A 16,292-nucleotide genomic window follows, 5' to 3' on the forward strand; every position below is an offset into this window, starting at 1 on the left:
CTCATCTATTGAAAGCATTTTGTCAGTACTGACTTACTTCACCCGTTGCAAAACCGGCACCACACCGGCTATCGGCTCACCGTTAAGATCGAAGTAGTAGCTACTGTCGCTATCGATAATAATCAGGTTTTGCCAATCGCTCTGTTCACTGCTGTACTGAAAACTTAATGCAATATTGCTCAGGTCGCTGACACTCGCCGGCGCTTGTAGGGCTTGCCGGCTGCTGACATCCAAGCCGGCAACAAAACCGCTCGCGTTCATCACCATCGCCTTCACGAGGGTAACGTCGTTATCGACACTGTAATCGGCAATCAGCTGCACATTAGGGTCCGGAATCAGCGGGCTGAGTAGCGCGGTATCGACGTCGACGGTGCTGTAGCGCAACACCAGATTAAGCCCGCCGACTCGCGCTGGAGTAAGCGCACTGCTCGGGCGAATTTCAAGGGCGTAGTTAGCGTCATCGACATAGCCTAACTGCGCCGCTAACGCTGCCGGTAAGGCGGTGGCGGTACCAGCCAAGATCTCAATCGGCAGCGCGCTAAGATCTGCTCTATTGGCGCCATTAGCAACGGCCAATTTAGCCGAGCTGATCGCCAGTGTCGTCGCCCCCGGTGTCAGTACCAGCGGCTGATCGGTTTGTGGGTCAACCAACTGCAATACCGCCAACCACTGACCGTCATAGGCGGCCAAGTTGCTATCGGTTTGCGCCGCCAAATCCATGGCATGACCACTCTGGCCAAACACCCGCTTTGTCGCCAGCACTTTCACCGGCAATGCAGCACCGGCCTCATCGATGGTGACGGTTAAGTCTTCGGCTGCAATATATTCACCGTTGGTGTCTTTTTTAATACTGGCAAAAGGCACTGTTAAGACATCACCAGTCTTTGCATAACGCTGTAAAGGTGCACTGACACACCCCACCAGAGTGACTAACAATACTACTGAGGCGATAGTTTTAAGCTGATTTAACATTGACATTATTGGCCTCCCAGCACGTGTCGTTGTAAGAGTAATAAATCTGATGCATCGATCTTGCCGTCGGGGGCATTGACTGGATAAAGGTCGCCACGATAAAGCTGCTCTGGCGTCGGTGTGTTCAGTCCCATCGCAAAACCCTGCTGCAACAGCAGGTCTTTGGCGTCAATAGAACCATTGTTATCGATATCGCCGTTGGCGCTAAACACGGTCAGCGTATAGCTTTGATCGATCGACGGTAGGCCGTCTACCGTCGCCCGGAGAATAATCTCTGCCTCGCCATTCTCACCACCACTGGGTTGCCATTGGACAATATTACCCACTAAGGTCATGGCCATCGGCGCCTGTACAATCTCGAAACTGGCACCGGCATGGTTACTGCTCAAGGTGTATTGGTAAAGCTGGCCAACCGCAACTTCGGTAACCGGTATCGAGGTTAATCGCACCGGGTAAGAGCCGGCCGCCGTGGGGTCGGTACCCTGTGCCACCTCTTCGCGATCGTCAAAACCATCGCCATCGCTATCTGCCACACCCGGGTGGGTCTGATAGTAGTATTCCTGTGCGTTGCTCAGGCCATCGCCATCACTGTCGAGGGTCGCATCGGCGACCAGCGGGTCACTGCCAATGAATTGCGACTCCCAGCTATCGGGAATCATGTCCCCGTCGGTATCGAGTGACACCGGCATATTCAACAGCACTCGCTGCGTAATCAACAACACATCGGCCGCCGTCAATTGACTGTCCGCCGGCGCTGAATAAAGATCACCCCGCTCCCGGCTGGCGACATCGACACTGGCAAGCGCCAGCACATGACGCTGCGCTAACAACACATCCTGCGCGGTAAACAGACCGTCGCCATTGACATCACCGGTGGCCTCTAGGCAGGGCATGTCCTGGCCATCGCTGTCCTGATCGATGCCATCGCCACAAATTTCAATCGCTCCCGGATTCACCGCCGGGTCGCCGTCGTCACTATCTCCCTCAGCAAGGCTGTAGCCATCGTTGTCCGCATCGGCATAGTAGTCGGCGCTGTGCTCGCCATCGGTGACGATGATGGTGGTGGTCTTGGTATCTTTCAACACACCATCGCTGGCGGTAAAAGTAACATCGTAGCGGCCGGCTTGACCGACGGCTGCGATCCAGCGAAACAAGCCTTTGCCACCGCCCTCATCGACAAAGCTCGCCCCAGCCGGTAGCCCTTTCGCACTCAGCGATGGCACCGTGCCATTGGCATCGGTGGCGCTGATAAAGAGGTTTTTTTGCTCACCTTCTTTAATCACATGGTCGAGTATCGCCTCCAGTCGCGGCGGCACTGGCCCGAGTACGACGCCTTTAAAGGTTATGTTGTACTGACTGCTTGGGTCTTTATCAAACACGTTAAGGTGATAGCTCAGCTCCTTCCAGCTGTCGGGGTTGATACGCTTCTTCGAGAACCAGACGTTCTCCGGCGCGATCAGGCGCCCGTCTCCACGCCGCACACTGAGTACCGCTTTGTTGTCACTGAAGTCTTTATCGATCGCCAGTTCGTAGTGCTGATAGCCCGTGCCCGGGTTGCTGATCATCACCGGCTGAACCGCACCGTTCGGGCTGCCAAGGCTGGCCGCTGTGGCAGAGAAACCTACCGGGCTACAGTGGTCACAGACACCGGCAATATTGCTATCAATCGCCTCCGAGGCAAACACCACCCGCTGGTCAAGTGCCCCACCGGTGGTCGCCAGATAGTCCAGCACCTGATCGCCTTCTGTCATCACATCTTTCACTAGCCAGTAAGTCTTAATGCCCTCTTCGTCGATCAGCGAGGTCAGCGCACCGCCGAGTTCGTCGGCGTGGGTATAGCTGGCATTAAATTCGACGTACTCCCCCGTCAACGAGGTCTCAGCAATCCAGCGCCCCATGCGCACATCACCCGGCCCCATGTCACCAAAATTGAGCAGCAGGCTATTGCTCACTGACTGGTTACCCACATAGCTGCCAAGCAACGAGAAATCGATCAACAGACCTTTGTCGTTATTCACAATCACCGGTTGTGCCGACTCCAGCTTCATATTGCCCGCTAGACCTAAACCGTTATTACTGAGACGTACCCCGAGGGTATAGGGCTCTACTAACTCCTCGGTATCAGTCTCTGGATTATCACCGAAGACGTCGCGGGGCAAAAAGTACTGAATAGACAATTCCGGCAACGGCTTTACGACGATCGAATCCGGCGCGACAACGACGGTCTCCTCGATATTGTCATAGCTGTATTTTAGCGTCGCACCGACGAGGAACAGTTTACGTGGGTCGGTCTCACCCGGTTCAACGTTATCCTCATTGACGGCATTAACCGTCGGTACAATCAGCCAGCGTAACTCGCCGACACTGGCACCGGGAATCCGCCCCCCGCTAACCGCACCATTTTCACCGTCCACCGGTGCCTGCAGGAAGCCTTCACTGCTCTCGTGGCGAATAAAAAACGCCGGCGCATTACTCGCCGTGCTATCAATCGCCGCACTGCTGGAGGTGACCACGACCGGCCGATTATTGGCATCGGCAAAATTCACCGTCACCTCGATATCGTTTAATTCGATACCCGTGAGCGGGTTGTTAATGCGCATCACCGCCTCGAAACCCTGCCGTTCCAGTGTCAGCTGCTGGCTGATTTCAATCTTGACCTCCGCGCACAGCGCATCCGCCTGAGCCCATACCTTGGTCGGTAGGAGCAGCAGGGTTAGCAGCGCCAGCCAGCCGCCCCGTCTCGATTTCCGTTCTAACACATTAACTACCTTTTAATTGTTATAAAGTTATTTTTATCATCGGCCCGCGCTCGCGGGCCTTGTTTACTTTATATTGCCTGTCTGCCGACGCATTCCCGTCTCACAGTCATCCCGTATTACAATCATAGAGATGACAGTCCGCGGGGTCGGCAAACTCACCTACCCCGCCATGGCCATCGCGTTATTTTGCCGAGTTGTTCTCACCCTTTTCTTTGTTACAACTTTCGCAGGCCGGTGGTGGGGCGCAGGTCTGACCGCCGCTGATTGGCGTTCTACCGCCGCCGATATCATCACCGGATCCGGTACCGCCACCGCTCCAGCCACCGCTCCAGCCACCACCACCGCCACCGCCGCCACCGCCGCAACTGCTGCCGCCCCAGTTGGCATTGAACCGCGCACTAGAACGTCCTGGCGCCTTGCCGCTCGGGCACGATGAACTGTAGTTGACATTCATATTACCGCTGAAGCTGCCACAACCGGCGCCGGTGCCACCGCCATCTTCATCGGGATTAAAGTCTTGCACTGCCCGTACACGGTAAGGCAGGAAGAAGACCTCATTGGCACCCAGTGACGACGGCACATCACCGAGGAACTCGTAGCGCACGTACTGATTATCAGCCGGTAGACTCAACCGCATCTCTTCTGCGGTGATTAGACCAAGGTTGGTAATACGGAACTCCCCTTGGTAGATACCGCCCTTACGCATCACGGGTAAGTTCACCATCATCGGCTCAATCGCCACCACTGCCGCCGGTACCTTGGTGGCGTAACTCGCCTCCAACTTAATCTCGTAGCGGTCTTCTAGCACAACCTCGTTCACCGACCAGTCGACACTGATGAGCTGGTTGACCAGGAAGATCTGCTCGGAGAGGTAGTCGCCACTGTCCTCACTGGCACGGATCCACAGGCGTCCCGTCTCAGACACATGCCCGGTTTTGCTGGCGCGATAAATGTAAGGCCCTGGCGCAATATTGGCACAGATCGAACTACCCGCAACCGACGGCGTACAGGTGTAGCTGTCAAAGGTGCGCTCGTTCTGCAGCACAATCTTGGCACCGTCGACACCGCCAAAGACGCTACCTTCACCACCGCTAGGATCGGGGCGACCGGTATAGATATCGACGACATTAAAGATCACGCCACCGCTGCCGGCCTGGTAGACATTGACTTTGATTCGACGCTCGATGTCCGGGTAATTAGCCGCCGTCATACGCAACGTAAAGTAATAGCTACCGTCGGCAACCGGGGTGCTAAAGGCATCATCTTCTGAGGCTGGGCTAATGGCCAACTGCAGATCAAGACTGTCGCCAACATCGAGCTGGTTAGGCAACGCTTGATTGGCAATATTCAGCCAATCTACCGGCTGATCATCGGCAATTAACTGAAACTCTGGCTGCTGCAACGGCGCGTAGCCTTGGTTGCTATAGGCGATCGATTCAGTCAACTGCTCTCCCTGTGCCAAGCCGGTGACAATACTGCCTCTGGAGACCTTAATCAGCGGCACCGCCTCTGTCAGCTTGTAGTCCAGCCTAATGCGACCGATCTCCTCACGTTGGTCACTGCGCACCACATAATCCAAGCTACCTTCCGCTGGCGCAAACTGATTACCGCTCACCGTAAGGTTGAGGTAACGGCTGGTGCCAGCGGCGAGATCGACACGGTTCGCACTGGTCGCATCCAACTGCACCGTGAGGCCTTCCGGCAGTACCGCCTCGCCATCGACAAACTCTGGCAACAGCTCGGCATAGACGCCGGTGAGATCGGTCTGCAGACCGGCAGTCACTTTGATCGCCGCCTTACTCACGTAGGTTCTCGGCATCGCCAATGTGAATAGCGATGGGGACACTGTCGCACCCTGCACCGTAAAACTCACCTGCCCAGGGCGTGAGATGACATCCGGATGAATCATCGACACGGTATAAAGACCACTACCGCCACGCTGTGGCTGGTACTGATAACTAAAGTCACCGTTAGCATCGCTATAGACCACCGCTGAGCGTTCGAAGCCACTGCGTTCGATCACCAGCTTAACCGGTACGTTAGCAAGGCGTTCGCCTGTTGAACTGTCGACAACGCTACCACTGAGCTGCAGTGTCTCGTCGTCGAAGATAACGGCCGGTGTCGCCATGGCCGAATCTGCTAACAGCGCGTAAGGCGTATCTGCGAGAGAAACGGTCTGACTCGCCGCCAGCCCATCGATCGCCACATGACGCTCGCGGGCAACGGCATAATGCAACTTATCGACCAGCAGTTTCAGCTCGACCCTGTCCGGCGCCGAGGCCGGCACACCAATTTCCATCGGCGCCGAGGTGAAGCTATCGCCAGCGGCGATTTCCGCCACCAAGCGCTTACCCGCAGGTTGCGTATTCGCATCGCTCTGCTGCACCGCTTGCACGGCCAGGATATTGCCCTCTTCATCTTCTAGCATCAGGCGCACTTCATTCGACACCGCGCTGCCATTGTTCTCAGCGAGCACGACCTGCACCGGCACCTCGCCGTGATTGTCAATGGTAAAGCGGGCACGGCTAAGCTGGCCGCGGGTAAAGGTCTCCGGCTCAATCGTCACCCGTAGCGTATCGTCGCCGACGGGCAGGGTCTGCTGTTGATGCACCATGGCCTCCATACCGGCGGCTGGCTGCCAGCGCAACGTCGAGTACAAGATCTCTTCGTCGTTCAACGCAGCATCACCTCCGACCACAACCTCGGCAAGATGACTCTCACCCGGTGCGATATCGAAAGGCGCCGACTTCAGCACCGCCCCTTGTTCACCGACGGTAAGCTCAAGCACCACGGCTTTCGCCGTCCAGTCACCCCGGTTATCGACACGGTATTGCAGCTTGTTGATCATGCCACGCTTCAGTTCATTGCCCTCGTTGAGCTCGGCACTCAGTGCCGCAAACTCGAGTGTCCGTGCAGGACTGAGGTTATCCGCCGCCGTCTTATCAATGGCGCGGATACTGTAGCGTCGCGCCTGCTTAGCACCGTCAGTGGCCATGCCACCGTTGTAACCAACATCGCTGTATTGCAACGCACTGCTACGAGTCAACTCAACACCCGGCGCGCCGTCGACAGGCTCACCTTCGTAGACGATAAAGGTCTCGGCTTGATCACCCGGGTAGTGCCACTGCAACAGCGGTAATCCCTGCGTATCCAGTGTCACACTTAAGCGCTGCACCGGAGCCAAGTTCATCGCTTGATAGACCGCGGCACTCGGCACGGAACGGTTGCCGGCGGCATCGACGGCCAACACCACATAGCTGTGATTACCCAGTGGACGCGTATCTAACGCTTCGCCGCGTGGGATATTATCAACCAGCAAGCTGGCACCATCGGCGATTAAGTCGACAGATTGGCTGCTGTAATCACCGTCTAAACGGTAGAACTGATAGTGAATACCCTCCACCGCACTGTCGTGTTGCCACTGCACGTAGTTACCCGCGCCATTAATCTCCACCTGCAAGCCAGTCGGCGCAGTTGGGCGTGTCGCATCCACCGATACTGAACTGGCGTCACTTGGTGCACTCTCGCGGGTCTCATCAGCAACCTTACGGATGCTGCTGACGCGATAGCTATAGCGGCCATCCGGCCCCGGACGATCGATATAATGTAATGGCGAGACGCCGGAGAGCTGCTGATAGTTTGCTATCTGCGAGCACGCGCCCGGTGTGTCTTCGAAACAACGGTAGAGACGATAATCGTAGGCGCCTTCCACCGGCAGCCAGCTCACATCGACCTCGCCATCAGGCAGTGCCTGTAGCAGTGGTTTAGATGGAGATGCCAACGGCGGTAACGCCCCTTGGTAAACCTGGTAGCGCCCGATGGTGTCATCCACGGCCGTGTTAGCCAGATCATCAACGGCCTGATACTGGAAGCGCAGTATCGATGCCGCATTGCCCTCGGCATCGGCCATCACATCTAACACATTGGCAGGCAGTGTGAACTCACCCTGCCAACGCAAGCCGTCAGCCTGCAGCTGTGTTAGCTCGATCGTCTCAGTATAGGGGTCGCTGCCCGTAAGCACGATATCAAAGCCAAACTGCGGCGTTTCCACTGGCGCTTCATCAAGTTGTAAAGTCACCGTCAGCGCTGTGCCGGTGTCAGTAATCTCAATGGGTGCTGCTTGCGACAACTGGATATCGACCACTTGCGGACCGCTGCTATCAATCAACAGTGGGTACTCGTCGAGTGTTCTAGTCAGCTGATTACTGGCACGATCGAAGGCGGATAACTGCACCTTGGCGAGACCCGAGCCCGTTGTCGGCTCAATAGTAAACTGACCACGGTAAGCATTTTCGCGCTCATAATCTTCCTGTAACGCAACGGCAATCGCACCGCCACCGGCCATCGGCACAATCGACAAGAAAGGCTTGGCCAGCAGGCGTTCATCAAAGGCGATTGAAAGCTCAACTACGCCCTGGCCATAACGCTGGGTCGTCGCATCGTACTTACCGAGGGCGGTGAACTGCAGATCGATCACCTGCGGAGCGGTGCCATCGACACTGACCACGGCTGGCGCCGACAAAGCGCTCGGCGTGTTCAGGTCGTTGACACTCTGCACGCGATAATAATAGTCACCATCCTCTTCTGGTATCTCCGCCCACGATGCCGATGTTATCAGTTGCCCACCGTTCATCGGCGTCGCCACCGCAGTGTCCTCAAAGCTCTCGGTGTGACGATAGAGGCGATAACCGCTGATCGGCGATCGGCCAACGACCATGGTCACAGGGTTCCAACTAATGAACACCTGACGTTTCTCACCACGCCGCACACTGAGACCGCTTGGGGCATCCGGTAACGTCGTCTCAAGGGTCACACTTACCGCATTACTGTCGTCACTCTCCTCCTGCGTACGACCGTTAGCGGTATAAACCGTGCGAGCAAAAAGGCGATTCACATTACTGCTATGCTCGGAGTCTTCCTCGACCAGTGCCACACTGCCGGCAAAGTGACCGGCACCATCAACCGTCAACGCCTGCAACAACGTCTCGGTAGTAAAGCCGCGATAGATATTCACCTTCGTGCCCAGCGGCGCCGTCCCTCGCAGTGTCAACTGAGGCTGGTTGGTGATTAGGCCATTCGCCGGCGTCGTGATCTGAGGCGCAGCAGGTTTGCTCAGCTGTACATCAATATCGTAACTGGCCAGCTGCTCATTCTCGGTCGCCGCATTATCGTAGACCGCCACTTGTACGGTATGTAAACCGTCCTCTACCGAATCTAACGACCACGGAATGGTATAGACAGGACCCGCAACACTACTGCCAATCTCCTGGCCATCGATAGAGACACTGACGCGAGCAATACCGGAGATATCACTGGCCTCGATCTGCCAAGCAGCCGTATCGGTCAATACATGGCTACTACCTTCCTGCAGCTGTTGCGCACCATAACGCACCGCCTCGATCGTCGGCTTGATGCTATCGGCGGTCGGCTGCACGGTCACTGCGCTAACCATTGAGCTCTCGCCGCCGGATAGGTTAACCGCCGTTACAGCAACATGGTAGGTTGTTTCATTGGTCAAACCGGAGACCGTGGCTTCGCTAACACCTGCCGTCAGTAGACGCTTCGGTGTCTTTCCGGTCACATCACTAAAGGTTTCCGTCTCCACATACACAGCGTAATGCTTCAACAACGACTCATCCGCCACCGGCGTCCAAGCTAGCTTGATACTGCTATCAAGGGCTTCGGGTGCCGCGATAACAGGGTTGGCAAGCAAGGTAACCGCCACCTCATTAAGGCCGTTACTGAGGTTCTCCGCCGTATCGATCGTTTGCAGTGTGAGTGGGTAACCCGTCGCCGCGGTCAATCCCGTCACGGTTTGCTCAAGCGGCACCGTATCGGCATCAATCGTATAGTCGGTGCCATTAATGTGCAGGCGATACTGCGCTAAATCACCGGCGCTATCGACAACAGGTAGCCAACGCACAGTAAGCTGATCGGCCTGTGAAACAACACTGACAGCCGCTACTTCGGCAACGTTCTCAGTGTCCTTCGGGGTCACTGACTGCGCGACAAAAGGAGAGCTCTGTCCTGCCCGATCAACGGCAACCACGGCGATAAAGTTCTCACCACGGTTCAAGCCATTTAGAGTTAACACGCTGACGTCGGCTACAACCGTTTGCTTACTTACCCCTTCTAACACGCTAAAGCTGTTAGGTGATGAGTACACCTCGTAGCTGAGGATGTCATTGCCAGCTTGATAAGCCGACCAATCGATAGTGACGGTCATACCGTCACCTTCCAGCATCGTCGGGGTAAAGGTAACGGCATCGGGAATGGTGTCATCGTAAAATACATTTTCAACAACCGGATCACTCTTATTGCCCGCTTTATCCTCAGCCCAGACAGTAATGACGTTTTCACCTTGCACAAGATTCGCCTGGCATCCGACACCTACGCCCGTATCACTGAACGCTGAATGACAAGACTGCTCCCCTGAACTGACATGGAACTGAATGCCCGGCTCTGATGTCGCATTAATTTGTAGCGGTGTCTCGGTTGTCACTGCCGGTAAGGCTTGCACGCTAATATGCGGCTTTTTTGTATCAACGGTAAAAGTCCAGTTTTGCCCCAGCGCCTCTCTGCCGGCATTATCCACAAGGTTTGCCGTCACCGTATAAGTGCCATCTTCTAGCGGTGCAACAGGTGTGAATACGATCCCGGCCGCTTCGTCAATAAAGGTGACCTCACCACTGATCAACACACTGCCACGACGTAACAGCAAGGCACTTCGTTTACTATCCAGGCCACTGCCACCGGCTTCGCTGTATTCTTTCGTGCTCACACGGAGCTCAGCTACAGGCGCCGATAAATACTCAGCTGAATTGGGTGTTCGGCTCGATATCACTGGTTTATTGGCATCCCAGAATGTCAATAATTGCAGCGCTGCCGACACCCGTCCGGCACGGTCTTCTGCGACGATGCGCAGGCGATACTCGCCTGCCTCGGCTGGCAGATTGAAACTGCCCGACCACGACGTTTCAGCAAAACTGGCCAGCTCTTTTGTTTCTGTAATAGCCGGGTTGCGGGTAGATGTCGCGGTCACCATGATGCGGGTATCTGCGTCACGTGTACCACTAAGCGAGAGGCCTCTATGATCCAGCCAACGCGGCACCGCTGTCGTCAACTGCGGTGTCGAAGGGTCTTCAGTATCGACAGTAAACGTCGACTGATAGCCTTGTTCCATGGCCTGGCCACCGTTCAGCGCAGTGATGTCGGTTGTTATTCGTACCGTATAATCATCATCGGCCAGCACTTGCGCAAAGGTAATAATATACTGCCCAAGTACGCCTTCGACAGGTTCAACAGAAGTGATCGGGATGGCAACTCCGCTGCCATTCTCCACCACCACATCGGCGCTATCAAAGCCCTCGACCTCGCCATAGAAACTAATGGTCATCGTCGTTACATCAACGTCGGTAACATAACCTTCACGGTCGATAGAACGCACTGCGGGCGGCAGGTGAAGCTCGACGCCATCAGACGCTTGTTGACCGCTGGCATCGCTGGCCCACAAACACAATTGATGACTAGCGGCCTCATCGATCAATGAACGTATTTCAGTGACTGAACTTGGCAGTGCCGCGAGGTCGATTGCCCCCCCATTTAGAAAGCCCTGCTCTGGTGCAATGGCTGCGCAATCTTCTGCGAAAGCCCACTGAAGATCATGCGATTCGCCAAATCCTTGATCCACGTCTGTCAGGCTCGCGGACGTCAACATCGAAGCCAACGTCTGGGCACTAGATACCATAATCGGCCCGTCCGGTAGCGCCACGACAGGCGCCGTATTCTGGTAGCTGACCAGTGTGCTGTTCTGATGCGTCAGCCCGTCACTATCGGTAACCATCAACCTTAACGGGACGGCATCAACCAAGCTGAGGCCTTGCGAGATCGCCTCGGCAAAGCTAAGACTGTATTCAGCCCCGTCAAAAATGAGCGCTTCTGCGCCCTCACCAAGGGTCCAGCGATAACTAACAATTCCGTTATCGGCCGCCAACGTATCCGGGTCTACACTCTCACGACCATCCAGCATGATCGTCGAAAGCGTGGCGTCGAAAGCGTAGGGGCCACCTGTGTTAGCGTTCGGTGGCAACAATACATTGGTTGAAAAACCACCATAGCTTACATCGGGTTGACTCCAATTATAAAAACCTACCCGGCCAGGTTTTAAGCCTATAGCATCTTTCAACGTTGTATTAAATACTTCGTAACCAACATCACCTATAGATTTATTGGTATCGATAACACGAATATTAATCACCACTTGACCGTCTGCTTTTTGACGATAACTCAACGTGAAACGATAACGCACTCCTTTTACCCAACCTGGGCTATTAGCACAATCAGTGTCAGGCTGTGACGGAGAGCAAAACAGGCGTGCTGGGCCGTATTCTCCAGGATAAAGTATATTATCACTGGTCAGGTTAGCAGGCATCCTAACAATGTTAATTCCCTGCTGGGCATTTTGAGAGCCATTCCCCCAAGAAAACAGATAATGTTCCGACTGAAAGCCAGAAAAACTAAATACGAAACCTATATAATCATCATCCCATCCATTCGTTAAAAAGGTGCCTTCGAAACGATCACTATAAAGCTGGAAATCGCTGACAAAATAACTAAGTAAATGTGTATTTTTCGACTGATGGACACTACTGCCCTCAGGGTTTTGCACATCCCACTCCCCTTCCTGCTTACCAGCTGATATGTCGTAGGCCTGCCATTTGTGCAAATCCACCTCGCGATCCACAAGGTCGACCACAACATCCTGCTCGAGGGCGGTATCATAGCTGTAATACTTCGGCAGCTGCACATGGTATTTCTCATCACTTTGCTGCCACCAAATAAGCGCTTCCACATTAAGGCCTTGACTGCTCTCCTCACTAATCACGGTTATTGCTGCCGATGCATCACCGCTTTGTTTTAATGTTTTAACCTCTTCTGCGCTCAAGTTGAAAACGTGCTGAGCGTCATCATAAGGGTTGGCGAGGTGTATCACCTTCGACAGTTCACCCCCTTCGGCCAGGGTTTTAAGATCATCGGTATCCCAAACTGTTCCATTGTCGAATTGCACCGCATCGAGCTCATACGCAGGTGCGGCCCAAAAGAAGTAACTGACGGTTATCACTTCCGCCAAATCATCTGGCCCCCGAACAGTGATTAGAAGGTCATTACGATTATTACTCAGAGAACGCGTAACGCCCACATCACTTGGTGCAATGCCTGCAAGAAACTGCAATACATCACCGTCATCGACAGAAGAGTCATGGTTATTGATCGTGGTATGGCCATCGCCACGGGCGAACTCATAGGTATCGTTACCCTGATCCCCTTGTAGAAAATCCCCGACACCGGTACCACCACGCAGGACGTCATCACCTTTCCCACCATACAGATTGTCCTTGCCCGCACCGCCATTTAAGTGGTCGATCCCCCCCTCACCTTTGAGAGTATCCTCGCCCTCACCACCATTAATCACGTCATCAGAAGCATACCCTAAAATATTATCTGCAACTGCAGTGCCTTCTAGGGCGAGTAATTTCAACTTCGCCGTATCCCAGACAGTCTCATCCTCAAACTCCACCGCATCGAGCTCATATGCAGGTGCGGCGAAGAAGAAATTACTGACGGTAATCACTTCGACTAAATTATCAGGTCCCCGAACAGTGATTAGAAGGTCTCTACGTAAGCTGCTCAGAGAACGCGTAACGCCCACATCACTTGGTGCAATGCCTGCAAGAAACTGCAATACATCACCGTCATCGACAGAAGAGTCATTGTTATTGATCGTGGTATGGCCATCGCCACGGGCGAACTCATAGGTATCGTTACCCTGATCCCCTTGTAGAAAATCCCCAACACCGGTACCACCACGCAGGACGTCATCACCTGGCCCACCATACAGATTGTCCTTGCCCGCACCGCCATTTAAGTGGTCGATCCCCCCCTTACCTTTGAGAGTATCCTCGCCCTCACCACCATTAATCACGTCATCAGAAGCATACCCTAAAATATTATCTGCAACTGCAGTGCCTTCTAGGGCGAGTAATTTCAACTTCGCCGTATCCCAGACAGTCTCATCCTCAAACTCCACCGCATCGAGCTCATATGCAGGTGCGGCGAAGAAGAAATTACTGACGGTAATCACTTCGACTAAATTATCAGGTCCCCGAACAGTGATTAGAAGGTCTCTACGTAAGCTGCTCAGAGAACGCGTAACGCCCACATCACTTGGTGCAATGCCTGCAAGAAACTGCAATACATCACCGTCATCGACAGAAGAGTCATTGTTATTGATCGTGGTATGGCCATCGCCACGGGCGAACTCATAGGTATCGTTACCCTGATCCCCTTGTAGAAAATCCCCGACACCACCGCCACCACGCAGGGTGTCGTCACCAGAGTCGCCATACAATTCATCCCTGCCCAAACCACCATCCAAGGTGTCTCCGCCAGCCCCACCACGCAGGGTGTCATCACCATCGCCCCCCTTAAGATCATCCGCCTCATTGGTACCCGTCACCAACTCTGCTGATACAAGCATCGGTAATTGCAACAAGGTGATCAACATTAGCGCTGATACAATATGCTTGCCTAGACTTTTTATCATCACAACATAACTTCTCAGTTTAAGGCCCGTATAATCCTAAGGGCGATATTATTTTTGTATTATGGCCAACACGTGTTGGCAGTCATTCTCTTGGTCAAGTGCTAGCTTGTCGGCGATCATTACGCGGTATTATTTCATTCTAACGCTGAGCCGTTGATCAATGGCCAAAAAACGCTGACTAAAGCCTTTAGAAATATCGTTAGATTCTGAAAGATATTGAAAGGCGATATAGTCTGTGTCGTTTTTATTGAGCACACCACCCTGCGGGTCGGCGATATGCCAACGTCCGTCTTGGTAGTATTCCAGCCAATTATGAAAATCACCTGCGCGCAAAATACTCACATCGCCTGGCGCGACAAAACCGCCAACAGGCCGGGCCGGTATATTATTTAGGCGCAACAGCGCCGTCATCAAATAAACATATTCGGTACAGTCACCCGAAGCGTGTTTTAATGCGTAAGACGCACCTCGATTACGCTTCACATAACCACTGTCCACCATGTGCTCGCGCACCCAGCGATAAATCGTCGCCACTTTTTCACTTTCAGCAAGACCCGCAAAAGACTTCGCCCGCGCCTGTAATGCTGGGTCTTCCAGTTCAATATAGCGCTCTGCTTGCAAATATTTTTCGTCAGGCGCCTGTTCAGCACGCCCGGCAGAGCGGTGTAATTTAACGGCGACATCAATACGCTGCATGCCCGTGACGGGAAAATCATGCAATGAAAAACTTAACAACTGATTACCCAGCTCATCGCCGCTTAACAGATAAGGAGAGGATGCCTGTATAGCATTAATACGCTGAGCATCAGCATTAGCGACCGGCGCAAATACGGTAAATTCGCCCTGTTCGATCAACTGCGCAGACCGATTCTTAATCATAAAACTATAATGCAACAACTTATCAACAGCCTTCACCTGTTGCGGCAGTAACTTTGCGCCAACATCTTGCGGGCTTTTAACCACAGAGCGATCGACACCACCCTGCAAGAGCCAAAACGCCAGCCCGGCGACAACTACAACAGATGAGACTACCGCAACAATCATCCTTGGCATGACTGCTTCACCATTTTTGCCCCGCGATGATCCGCTGCCACTTTCGCTATGCGACGATAGCTATCTATAACCTCAACGGAATCCTTCGCGATCAAAACATTTTCTGCAGCGCTCGACGCCCAAGAAAGCTGCTGACGCCGCGTGAAACCTTGCTCTTTCACCACGACAACGATCTTATCGAGGTGCTTGCGCCCAAGTGCTTTAACTTTCTCTGACCACACATTAGGTGCCGCCGTTAACGCCTGCACCTCAACCTCAGAAAACATCATCCGTAACTTGTTGGCCGACGCATCACTGTCAGTGACAAAGAGTAGGTTCTCGTCCGCGTGATGCTGATAAATCTCTTCTGACGACAGTAGATAAGGCTCAGTGATCGATGACGACAATTTGTGGTAGGGCTTACCCGCCGCTAACCATGCTGCCGTGCCACCGCGCAGATATTTAACCGTTAGTCCTTTGCTGCGTAAACTCATACAAAGCGACTCCGCTTGCTGCTGCTGCAACGCCTGCCCAACAATCAGCAACGGCTTTGTGGCTGATAGAGATAAAGACTTACTAATATCGGCATCAATAGCCCCTGGAATCTCGCCCTGTGCGCCCCCCCTATCCTGACGAATATCAATCAACTGATAACCAGAAGGGTTGCCAAGCTCAGTAATAGAAAGCGCGCAAGTCGATAAGAATATCGACTGATTTGCCTGTTTAACAGCACAAGACTCAACAGCATGATCAGCCACAGTCACCTCCGCAATCCTCTGTAAAGAAGAAGCATATGAACTAGTAACCCCAAAAAAGGCACCGACGCACAGGCACAACCGAAGTTTCATAGCAAACCTTTATAATGAACCGTTAAGACGTATTGATAAAAACTCAATCTAACGGAAGTAGTCCATTAAGTATTTTTT

The 16,292-nt window shown here is 53.6% G+C and carries 5 protein-coding genes; all 5 read right to left on the minus strand.

From position 1 onward, the window contains the following. Positions 1-33 precede the first annotated feature (33 nt). Positions 34-978, minus strand: coding sequence for a hypothetical protein (locus tag EDC56_RS02990; protein ID WP_148059289.1), 945 nt, complete (start codon positions 976-978; stop codon positions 34-36). Beyond that, a complete protein-coding gene (locus EDC56_RS02995; RefSeq protein WP_123711031.1) occupies positions 978-3,731 on the minus strand; it encodes a putative Ig domain-containing protein in 2,754 nt (917 codons plus the stop codon). Before EDC56_RS02995 ends, EDC56_RS02990 begins: the two co-directional genes overlap by 1 nt. Before the next feature lie 181 nt (positions 3,732-3,912). Continuing rightward, on the minus strand, positions 3,913-14,334 hold the full coding sequence (locus EDC56_RS03000; protein WP_162844062.1) for a fibronectin type III domain-containing protein: 10,422 nt from the start codon (positions 14,332-14,334) through the stop codon (positions 3,913-3,915). A 129-nt stretch (positions 14,335-14,463) separates the two neighbouring features. Continuing rightward, positions 14,464-15,387, minus strand: coding sequence for a transglutaminase-like domain-containing protein (locus tag EDC56_RS03015; RefSeq protein WP_123711035.1), 924 nt, complete (start codon positions 15,385-15,387; stop codon positions 14,464-14,466). Continuing rightward, a complete protein-coding gene (locus tag EDC56_RS03020; protein WP_148059292.1) occupies positions 15,375-16,124 on the minus strand; it encodes a rhodanese-like domain-containing protein in 750 nt (249 codons plus the stop codon). Before EDC56_RS03020 ends, EDC56_RS03015 begins: the two co-directional genes overlap by 13 nt. Positions 16,125-16,292: the final 168 nt, after the last annotated feature.

It is taken from the genome of Sinobacterium caligoides, assembly GCF_003752585.1.
In the GTDB taxonomy this organism is placed as follows: Bacteria; Pseudomonadota; Gammaproteobacteria; order Pseudomonadales; family Sinobacteriaceae; genus Sinobacterium; species Sinobacterium caligoides.